At 67.6% G+C, this 10,145-nt stretch carries 10 protein-coding genes; 3 read left to right on the forward strand and 7 right to left on the reverse strand.

What is annotated here, in order from left to right; all coding sequences use genetic code 11:
* Positions 1-22 precede the first annotated feature (22 nt).
* From P1J78_RS17820 to P1J78_RS17850, 7 genes are all read right to left on the reverse strand, one after another.
* On the reverse strand, positions 23-754 hold the full coding sequence (locus P1J78_RS17820; protein WP_275568733.1) for an SDR family oxidoreductase: 732 nt from the start codon (positions 752-754) through the stop codon (positions 23-25).
* Entirely contained in the window at positions 751-2,283 is a 1,533-nt protein-coding gene (locus tag P1J78_RS17825; RefSeq protein ID WP_275568734.1) for an ATP-dependent DNA helicase, read from the reverse strand. The genes P1J78_RS17820 and P1J78_RS17825 overlap by 4 nt, the downstream gene beginning before the upstream one ends.
* Before the next feature lie 166 nt (positions 2,284-2,449).
* Positions 2,450-3,082, reverse strand: coding sequence for an acyl-homoserine-lactone synthase (locus P1J78_RS17830; protein WP_275568735.1), 633 nt, complete (start codon positions 3,080-3,082; stop codon positions 2,450-2,452).
* An 87-nt stretch (positions 3,083-3,169) separates the two neighbouring features.
* Positions 3,170-3,883 (reverse strand): helix-turn-helix transcriptional regulator, encoded by a 714-nt coding sequence (locus P1J78_RS17835; RefSeq protein ID WP_275568736.1) that lies wholly within the window; start codon positions 3,881-3,883, stop codon positions 3,170-3,172.
* Entirely contained in the window at positions 3,855-4,043 is a 189-nt protein-coding gene (locus P1J78_RS17840; protein WP_275568737.1) for a hypothetical protein, read from the reverse strand. The genes P1J78_RS17835 and P1J78_RS17840 overlap by 29 nt, the downstream gene beginning before the upstream one ends.
* Positions 4,044-4,249: 206 nt before the next feature.
* Positions 4,250-5,542 carry a crotonyl-CoA carboxylase/reductase gene (ccrA, locus tag P1J78_RS17845; RefSeq protein ID WP_275568738.1) on the reverse strand — a complete coding sequence of 431 codons (1,293 nt, stop codon included), beginning with the start codon at positions 5,540-5,542 and terminating at the stop codon, positions 4,250-4,252.
* A 105-nt stretch (positions 5,543-5,647) separates the two neighbouring features.
* The gene (locus tag P1J78_RS17850) at positions 5,648-7,030 is read right to left on the reverse strand and encodes a 1-acyl-sn-glycerol-3-phosphate acyltransferase (RefSeq protein WP_275568739.1); all 1,383 of its coding nucleotides are present in this window, start codon (positions 7,028-7,030) and stop codon (positions 5,648-5,650) included.
* A gap of 124 nt (positions 7,031-7,154) precedes the next feature.
* Between P1J78_RS17850 and P1J78_RS17855 the strand changes: the two genes are divergently transcribed.
* From P1J78_RS17855 to P1J78_RS17865, 3 genes are all read left to right on the forward strand, one after another.
* Complete coding sequence (locus tag P1J78_RS17855; RefSeq protein WP_275568740.1) at positions 7,155-7,652, forward strand: ferritin-like domain-containing protein; 498 nt, start codon at positions 7,155-7,157, stop codon at positions 7,650-7,652.
* Between the two features lie 179 nt (positions 7,653-7,831).
* Entirely contained in the window at positions 7,832-9,799 is a 1,968-nt protein-coding gene (locus tag P1J78_RS17860) for an ethylmalonyl-CoA mutase (RefSeq protein ID WP_275568741.1), read from the forward strand.
* 84 nt (positions 9,800-9,883) lie between these two features.
* A complete protein-coding gene (locus P1J78_RS17865) occupies positions 9,884-10,033 on the forward strand; it encodes a hypothetical protein (protein ID WP_275568742.1) in 150 nt (49 codons plus the stop codon).
* The last annotated feature ends 112 nt before the right edge of the window (positions 10,034-10,145 follow it).

Genomic DNA, 10,145 nt, shown 5'->3' on the forward strand with positions numbered 1-10,145 from the left:
CGCCCGGAAAAGCGCGGCCCTGTCAGCCGCGCCCGATAAAGGGCATCTCGCGCGCCATCACCGTCATGAACTGCACGTTCGCGTCCAGCGGCCGGGTCGCCATGAAATGGACCGCCTCGGTCACGTTCGACACGTCCATCGAGGCGTCCGGCACCTCGCCCGCCGCCCGCGCCCGCTCGTGCTGTGCCTCGACCATCGGGGTGCGCGCGTTGCCGATGTCGATCTGCCCGCAGCCGATGTCCAGCTCGCGCCCGTCCAGGCTCAGCGCCTTGGTCAGCCCGGTGATCGCGTGTTTCGTCGTGGTGTAGGCCACCGATTTCGGCCGCGGCACATGCGCCGAGATCGACCCGTTGTTGATGATCCGCCCGCCGCGCGGATCCTGCCGCCGCATCTGCCCGAAGGCCGCCCGCGCCATCAGGAACATGCCGTGCAGGTTCACGCTGACCACCTTGTCCCAGGTCTCCAGCGACAATTCGTCGATATACTCCGCCGCCCCGAACATGCCGGCATTGTTGAACAGCACGTCCAGCCGCCCGGCGCTGGAGACGAAGCGCGACACCGCCGCCTCCACCGCCGCCGGGTCCGACACGTCGGCGGCCAGCGGCACCATATGGTCGTGCGCCATCGCCATCTCGTCCAGCACATCGGCCCGCCGCGCCACCGCGCCCACGACCCAGCCCTTCTCGGCGAACAGCTCCGCCGTGGCCCGCCCGATCCCGGAGGTCGCCCCGGTGATGATGATCGTCCCGCTCATGTCTCCTCCTCTTCGCCCTGCAATTCCAGCGCCTTCGCCGGCGCTTTCAGATCGGATGTCGTCAGCGCCTCTGTCGGCCGCGCCAGCCGATAGCGCGTCACCCAGTAAAGACGCTCCTGCGCCCGCGTGATCGCAACATAGGCCAGCCGCTTCCAGAGCGGCAGGCCCGCCTCCATCCGCCCCGACTGCGCCGCCGCCCAGATGTCCGGCGCGAAGACCTGCACCTCCGGCCACTGCGAGCCTTGCGCCTTGTGGATCGTCACCGCCGCGCCGTGCAGGAACGCCGCGCCCATCCGCGCCGCCGAGGCGATGAACGGCTCGTCCTCCTCGGGCGTTTCGATCTTGATGATCGAGGCGGCCGAGATCTGCGGATCCTCCGCCCCGATCACGTGCAGCCGCGAGAAGCCCGGCTTGCGCCCGGGGCCCAGATAGATCACCTGCGCCCCCTTGATCAGCCCGCGCGCCTCCAGGTCGATGCGCTTCTTGCGATGCTTCAGCGGCAGCTCGATCCCGTCGCAGATCAGCGGCTCGCCCTCCAGAAGCGCATCCCCCGGCGCGCCATAGGCCGCCCGGAACGCCGTGATCAGCCGCACGCGCGTCTTGTTGCGCCACACCAGCACCGGCGAGCGCGCCATCAGCCCCGAGTCCACCCGCGGCGCCACGACCACCCGGTCGTCCTTTGCCGCCGCCTCCTCGACCATCCGCTCGAACGCCTCGAAACCGACGCTCTCGTCCGCCAGGGCATGGGCGAGATCGAGAATGGGATTGTCCCGCGCCTGCCGGTGGATGCGCGACAGCTCCAGCTTGCGCTTGCCCGAGAACCGGTCGAACACCATCTCGCCCGACTGGCCCACCGGTGCCAGCTGCGCCGGGTCGCCGAACAGCAGAAGCGTCGGGAAGATCTCCTTCAGGTCGTCGTAGAGCCGGTCGTCCAGCATCGACGCCTCGTCGACGAAGCCGACATCCAGCGGATCGTCGCGCCGCTTCCAGCCCTTGATGAAATCCGACCCCCGCAAGCCGGCGGCGGCCAACGCCCCCGGGATCGACTTGTGGGTCTGGTAGAACGCCCGCGCCCGGTCCAGCGCGGCATCGGTCAGATCCTCGATCTCCGGCCGCTCGCCGTTGCCGGCCAGCCACTCGGCGATCTTCTCGTATTCGGGGTCGTAGACCGGCGTGTAGAGAATCCGGTGGATCGTCGTCGCCGGCACGCCGCGGCTGCGCAGCACGCTCGCCGCCTTGTTGGTCGGCGCCAGGATCGCCAGCGTGCGCCGCTCCTTGCGCCGCCGCCCCTCCCAGTCGCCCGAGACGACCTCGACGCCCGCCTCCTGCAGCGCCTCGGTCAGCTGCGCCAGAAGCATGGTCTTGCCCGAGCCGGCCTTGCCGATGATGGCCGACACGCTCTGCCGCCCCTCGGCCATCGGCGTCAGCGCGCCCTCGACAAGGTCCACGCCGGCGCCCTGCAGCATCTCGGTGACGCTGTCATAGGCTTCGGCCTGGTCGTCGGAGAATTGCAGTGCGGGCAGCGCCATGCGCCGACCCTATGCCAGACGGCGCGCAGGGGGAATCGGATTCGCGGGGGAAGTTTCGTGCCTCCGGCGGGCGTATTTGGAACGAGAAGAAGCAGGGGGGCGGTGCGCCGCTCATGCCGGGGCGCGGGAGCTGACCGGATGCGGCCGGACAGGGGGGCGGCCGCGCTCAGCCGGCGGCCGCCATCCGCCGCGGCAGCGCGCCGAAGGAGTCGTCGAACCACGCCTGGCTGAACGCCGCCGAGACAAGCGCCTTGTCCAGAAGGCCCGGCCGCGTCTCGTCCGTGCAGGTCCAGAGACCGACGCTGAGCGCCGCGCGCCCCCGGCCCTGGCGGCCCAGGATCGTCGGCTCCCAGCCGAGCCGGCGGTAGATCCGGACCATCCGCGCATCGAATACGCCGACGAGGTCGGTGAGGTGGAAGTTCAGCCCCACCTCCAGCGCGCCCAGCATCAGCCCCGAGGAGATCCGCGCCTCGGCATCGGGCGCCTGGCAGAAGCGGGTGCATTCCCAGATCAGCGGATGCCGGATTTCGGCCCCGGCCAGATGGCGGAAGTGATCGTTGACCATGGTGTCGCCGGTGGTCGGCAGGAACCGCATCGAGCCGCCATGGCTGCCGTCGGGCCGCTGCCAGATCACGTAGAGCGGGTTCATCGCGTCGTAGCGGTCGCGCTCGTGGCCATTGGCATCCACCGCGACGTCCCAGCCCAATCGGTCGCGGAACTGCGCCGCGCGATGGGCGAACATGCTGTCGCGCAGGGTGGGGAATTTGCCCAGGTCTTCGCCATAGACGTAACGGAGCATCGGGGGTGGCCTCCTCGCTGAATGTCGAGGGGCAGCGTCCGCCGAACGCCGTTTACCTTAATTCAATCCACAGTGCGGTGGCTTCGTTTACACGACCAGGAGGCCCATCGTCAGCGCCTTCGCGACCGCGTGGATCGTGTTTGTCGCGCCCAGCTTGAAGCGCGCGCTTTCGACGTAGACGCGCAGCGTATGCTCGCTGATCTGCAGCGACCCCGCCGCCTGCGCGCGGCTGTAACCCATTGCCAGCAAAGTGCAAACGTCGATCTCGCGGGGGCTGAGGCTTTGCAGGCGCGCCTCGTCCGACCCGCGCTCGATCTCCAGCGCGCGCTGGTTGATGAAATGCGCCGCGAGGATCAGGTCGCGGGTATGCGCCTCGGTGAACTTCTCCCACGCCGAATCGGTGCGCGCGTCGGAAATGGTAAACAGGGCGAACTGTCCCGACGGCCCGCGAATCGGGATCGAGAAGCCCTGGTTGCCGACGCCGTTCGCCCGCGCCTCGCCCATGAAGTCGCGCGCCACCTTGCCCGACCAGTCCAGCCGCCGCCAGTCCACGGGATGGAACCGGCGGAAGCATCCCTGCACCACCGGGTCGATCCGCGCATAGTCTTCGGAGAAGTACTGATCCGACCAGTCGAGCGAATAGGTCGTCGCCGCATAGCCGTGTTCGGTTCCGTTGACCGAGTGATAGGTGACATGCTCGACGTCGAACAGCGCGCGCAGGTCCTTGATTTCGGTCTGTAGGGCGTCGAGATCCCTGACGTTCTGCAGTCCTTCAATAAGCGAGTCCAGCCGTCCCTGCATGCTTCGCCGGCCTGTCCGGCGCCCTCCCCTTCTCCGACGCGAGCTCCACGGCCGCGATCAGCGTCGCGTCGTCGAGTTGCTCGGCGGTTTGAGAGAGCCCGTTCTTCCTGGCAAAGGCTCTCAGATCCGCCAGCACGTCGAGTATCCAGTCATTTGCCATGGCAAACTCTCCTTCGTAAAGGTTAACGGGAAGTTAAGACAAGCATACCACTTTAAGGATACGCCGATCCATTCGCGTTTTGGTACTCCCCGAAAATGGGGAGGGGATGATTAACATGCGGTTGAGGTTCTGAATTCGAATAAAATTCAATAGAATAATGCCGACGATCCGCCCGGACCGCCGGCATTGTTTCGGGTTCCCGGGTGTCAGCGGTAGAGGCTCGCCTCCAGCACGTCCTCCAGCGTCCTGAGCCCCGTCTTCGGCGCCTGCACCAGCACCGCCATGTTGCCGGGCTTGTGCTGGTTCCGCAGCATCTTGGTATGCGCCGCCGGGATCTCGGCCCAGGGGAACACCTCGGACATGCACGGGTCGATCCGCCGCTCCACCATCAGCTTGTTGGCCGCCGCCGCCTGCTTCAGATGCGCGAAATGCGACCCCTGGATACGCTTCTGATGCATCCAGACATAGCGCGCGTCCATCGTCAGGTTGTAGCCCGTGGTCCCGGCGCAGATCACCACCATGCCGCCCTTCTTCACCACGAAGGTCGACACCGGGAAGGTCGCCTCGCCCGGATGCTCGAACACCATGTCGACATTGTTGCCCTTGCCGGTGATCTCCCAGATCGCCTTGCCGAACTTGCGCACCTCGGCGAACCATTCCTTGTATTCCGGCGTGTTCACCTTCGGCAGCTGGCCCCAGCAGTCGAAGTCCTTGCGGTTGATGACCCCCTTGGCGCCCAGGCTCATCACGAAGTCGCGCTTGTCCTCTTCCGAGATCACGCCGATCGCGTTGCCGCCCGCGGTGTTGATCAGCTGGATCGCGAAGGAGCCGAGGCCCCCCGACGCGCCCCAGACCAGGACGTTCTGCCCGGGCTTCAACTCGTGCGGGTGGTGGCCGAACAGCATCCGGTAGGCCGTCGCCAAAGTCAGCGTGTAGCACGCCGACTCCTCCCAGCTCAGATGCTTCGGCCGGGGCATCAGCTGCTGCGCCTGTACGCGGGTGAACTGGGCAAACGACCCGTCGGGCGTCTCGTAGCCCCAGATCCGCTGCGACGGGGAAAACATCGGGTCGCCGCCGTTGCACTCCTCGTCGTCGCCGTCGTCCTGGTTACAGTGGATCACGACCTCGTCGCCCACCTTCCAGCGCTTCACCTTGTCGCCGACGGCCCAGACGATCCCCGAGGCATCGGACCCCGCGATGTGATACTCCGCCTTGTGGACGTCGAAGGGCGAGATCGGCTGCCCCAGCCCGGCCCAGACGCCGTTGTAGTTCACGCCCGCGGCCATCACCAGAACCAGCACCTCGTGGCTGTCCAGCGCGGGCGTGTCTACGACCTCGACCTGCATCGACTGCTCGGGCTCGCCGTGCCGCTCGCGCCGGATCGCCCAAGCGTACATCTTCGGCGGCACGTATCCCATCGGGGGGATTTCGCCCACCTCGTACAGGTCCTTCTCGGGCGCGTCGTAGCCGGCCGGGGCCGGGTTGCTGTCCAGGGCCATCATGCGCTCTCCTTCTCTGCTGCGCCGCAGAATCGCGGCGCCGTTCCCTATCGGATAGAGATGGTCGCGCAACTTTGCAATAGTTTCATACAGGATTTTGTAATTTTATGTCGTCGCGGATTCCGCATCGGCCACCTCCATCCCCGGATGCCCCGCCATCGTGGCCGCGTAATACTCCAGAAGCGCCGCCTGCTCCGGCGACGCCTCCACCATGTCGCCCTGCTCCACCAGCACCCCGCGCGAGGTCAGCCCGGCCAGCCCCGTCGCCACGACCGCCTCCGCATCGCGCTCCACCAGGGCGGCCGCGTCGCCGTCGAGAACCGCCTGCGCCTGTGCCACCAGCGCCGCCCGGGACACCCGGCCGCCCGCCCGCTGCACCAGCCGCGCCACCAGCGGGACCGCCAGAACAGGCACCACCGCGCGGATGCGCTCCATCAGCGCCCGGGCCACCTCTCTCGGCTCCGCCCGCCCCTCGTCCGCGACGAAGCCGTGCAGCGACAGGGGCGTGCCGAACCGTACGCCGGCCTGCCCGAACCGCACCGCCCGGCCGCGCCAGCGCCGCCAGACGTAGCGGATCACGAACCAGACAACCCCGGGCACCGACGCCCGGAACCGCCGCTCGCCCGCCTCCGCCGCGCGCGTCAGCACCCGGTCCTCCAGAACCCGGTCGTAGTTCAGCGCCACCGGCACGAAGACCACGTCGCGCCCGGCCTCGGGGTCGAACCCGCTCAGCACATAGCTCAGCAGCCCCAGCTTCGGCGGCCCCACCCGGCCGTCGAGGCTCAGCCCGCCCTCGGGGAAGAACGCCTGCGTCACGCCGCTCTCTGTGGCCAGCTGCACATACCGCGCCAGCACCCGACGATAGAGCGCGTTGCGCGACCGGCGGCGGATGAAATAGGCGCCCATCGACCGGATCAGCCAGGACAGCGGCCAGACCCGCGCCCATTCCCCCACCGCGTAGGACAGCGTGGTGCGTTCGGCCACGAGATAGGTGATCAGCACGTAATCCATGTTCGAGCGGTGATTCATCACGAAGATCACCGTCGCGCCCGGGTCGATGTCGCGCAGCCCTTCGCCCGGCACGTCCACGGCCACGTCGTAGAGCTTCTCGCTCAGCCACCGCGCCGCTCGGGTCGCGATCCGGAAATAGACCATGGCCGAGAAGGACGGCACGATCTCGCGCGCATAGCGCCGCGCTCGCTCCATCGCCACGTTCTCCGGCACGCCCTCTTCCTCGGCATGCTCGGTCACCGCCTTCAGCACCTCGGCGTCGTAGACCAGTCGCTGCACGGTGTCGTGCCGGCGGGCCAGCTTGAACGGCTCGATCGGCCGGTCCAGCCGCTTGTTCAGCTCGGCCACCGCCCGCTCCATCCGCCGGCGGAAGAACCAGCGCACCGAGGGGAACAGGAAATGCGACAGGAAGGTCACCACGGCAAAGCCGAGGATCAGCAGCAGCAGCCAGAGCGGGAGTTCAACGGTTCGAAGCATCACCGCCTCGATACATGTTTTTCCGACCTGCGACAGCCTGCCGCCGGCCGAAAGGGAACGCAGGGCCGCTTTCGGACGTTAAACCCCGTTCGATTACACTGACCAAGGGAAAGGGCGAGACACCATGAAAGGTCCCGAAGTATCTCTGAAGCACCTGCAGCGCGCGCTGACGATGGAGCTGACGACCGTCAACACCTACCTCTACCAGGAGCGTCAGCTCGACGACTGGGGCATCGACCGCCTCGCCGCCCGGATGACCGAGGAGATCGGCGAAGAGCGGGAGCACGCCACCGCCTTCCTGACGCGCCTTCTGTTCCTCGAAGGCGAGGCCGACGTGCAGACGCTCGACAAGATCGAGCCGCCGAAAAGCGTGCGCCACATCTTCGAGACCCAGCAGAAGATGGAGCTGGAGGCGCGCGAGTATTATGACAAGGCCGCGCGCGAATGCCAGGAGGCCGGCGATCTGGGCACCTTCGAGCTGTTCATGCGCATCTTGAAGGACGAGGAAGAGCATATCGACTTCGTCGAGGAACAGTTCGACCTGATGGAGATGATCGGCGATCAGCTCTACATCGCGCGGCAGGTCTCCTCGGTCGACGAGGGCGCGGAAAGCGTGCCGTAGGCCGCGGTCTTTTTCACCGACACGGCGAAGGCGTCCGTCCCCAGCACGGGGCGGGCGCTTCATTTTTGGGCGCCGGCCCCTGGAATTGCCGCAGCGCGGCGCATTGACATGGCAGCATTGTTCCACGTATCCACGTCATGATGTAATTTTGTTGCGCACCGGATTCGCGAAAGGCCGCCATGACCGAGACGCCGAAAGACCGCCCCTGGCTGTTCCGCACCTATGCGGGCCATTCCACCGCTGCAGCGTCGAACGCGCTCTACCGCTCAAACCTGGAAAAGGGGCAGACGGGGCTGTCCGTGGCCTTCGACCTGCCCACGCAGACGGGCTACGATTCCGACCACGAACTGGCCAAGGGCGAGGTCGGCAAGGTCGGCGTCCCGGTCAGCCACCTGGGCGACATGCGCGCCCTGTTCGACCGGATCCCCCTCGACCGCATGAACACCTCGATGACGATCAACGCCACCGCCCCGTGGCTGCTGGCGCTCTACATCGCCGTGGCCGAGGAGCAGGGCGCCGACGTCGCGGCCCTGCAGGGCACCGTCCAGAACGACATCATCAAGGAATACCTCTCGCGCGGCACCTATATCTGCCCGCCGAAGCCGTCCCTGCGCATGATCACCGACGTCGCCGCCTACACGCGCGAACACCTGCCGAAATGGAACCCGATGAACGTCTGTTCCTACCACCTGCAGGAGGCCGGCGCGACGCCGGAACAGGAACTCGCCTTCGCGCTGGCCACCGCCACCGCCGTCCTCGACGACCTGCAAACCAAGGTCGACAGCCAGGACTTCCCCGCCATGATCGGCCGCATCTCGTTCTTCGTGAACGCCGGCATCCGCTTCGTCACCGAGATGTGCAAGATGCGCGCCTTCTGCGAGCTCTGGGACGAGATCACCCGCGACCGTTACGGCGTCGAGGATCCGAAATTCCGCCGCTTCCGCTACGGCGTGCAGGTCAATTCCCTCGGCCTGACCGAGCAGCAGCCGGAGAACAACGTCTACCGCATCCTCCTGGAAACGCTGGCCGTGACGCTGTCGAAGAATGCCCGCGCCCGCGCCGTCCAGCTGCCCGCCTGGAACGAGGCGCTGGGCCTGCCGCGCCCCTGGGACCAGCAATGGTCGCTCCGCATGCAGCAAATCCTCGCCTACGAGACCGACCTGCTGGAATACGCCGACCTGTTCGACGGCAACCCCGCCGTCACCGCCAAGGTGGAATCCGTCAAGGACGGCGCCCGCCAGGAACTCGCCCGGATCGACGCCATGGGCGGCGCCGTCGACGCCATCGAGCACATGAAGCGCCAGCTGGTCGAGGCCAACGCCGCCCGCATCGCCCGGATCGAATCCGGCGAAACCCCCGTCATCGGCGTCAACCGCTATACCAGCGCCGAGCCCTCGCCGCTGACCTCCGGCCCCGAGGCGATCATGACCGCCGACCCGAAGGCCGAGGCCGACCAGATCGCCCGCCTGGCCGACTGGCGCGCAACCCGCGATGAAAGCGCGGTGCAAGCCGCGCTTGAAGAGCTGGCCCGCGCCGCACGTTCAGGCGAAAACATCATGCCCCCGTCCATCGCCGCCGCGAAAGCCGGCGCCACCACCGGCGAATGGGGCGACATGGTCCGCGCCGCCTTCGGCCAGTATCGCGCGCCCACCGGTGTCTCGCCCGCGCCGTCGAACCGCACCGAAGGGCTGGACGACATCCGCGCCGCGGTCGACGCCGTCTCCGACCGCCTCGGCCGCCGCCTGACGTTCCTCGTGGCCAAGCCCGGCCTCGACGGCCACTCCAACGGCGCCGAACAGATCGCCGCCCGCGCCCGCGACAGCGGCATGGACATCTCCTACGAGGGCATCCGCCTCACCCCGGCCGAGATCACCGCCGCGGCGCAGCAGGACGCCCCCCACGTCATCGGCCTGTCGATCCTGTCGGGCAGCCACATCCCGCTGATCGCCACCCTGATGGACCGGCTCCGCGACGCGGGCCTCGCGCATATCCCCGTCGTCGCCGGCGGCATCATCCCCGAGGCCGACGCCGACCGGCTGCGCGCCATGGGCGTCGCCCGCGTCTACACGCCGAAGGACTTCGAGCTGACCCGCATCATGTTCGACATCGTCGACCTGGCAGAGCCCCGCGACGTCGCCGCGGAATGACCGCGCCTTGAGGTGGATCAAACCGCTCGCCCGCGCGGCCCGCTAAACAGGGCGCCGCGACAGGCAACGCGAGGGAGACACCGAATGACCGAGGCCGCCCAGGACACCACGCCGCAAGACACCGCGGACACCGAGACCCCGACCCCCGCCACGACCACGCCCCCGGACTGCGCCGGCTGCGCGGACTGCCGCGAGGCGGGCCATTGCGCGATGGGCCTCTACAGCTTCGACTGACCGGCGGCCGCCGCGCAGCCTAGAGCATTTCGGGGCAACCCTGAGTCGCGGGGGATTCCCTTGTGGGACTGTTTGTGATTCATCCTGTTCAGGAGGATGTTTCATGTCAGCA

Source organism: Psychromarinibacter sediminicola (assembly GCF_029168335.1).
Taxonomy (GTDB): domain Bacteria; phylum Pseudomonadota; class Alphaproteobacteria; order Rhodobacterales; family Rhodobacteraceae; genus Psychromarinibacter; species Psychromarinibacter sediminicola.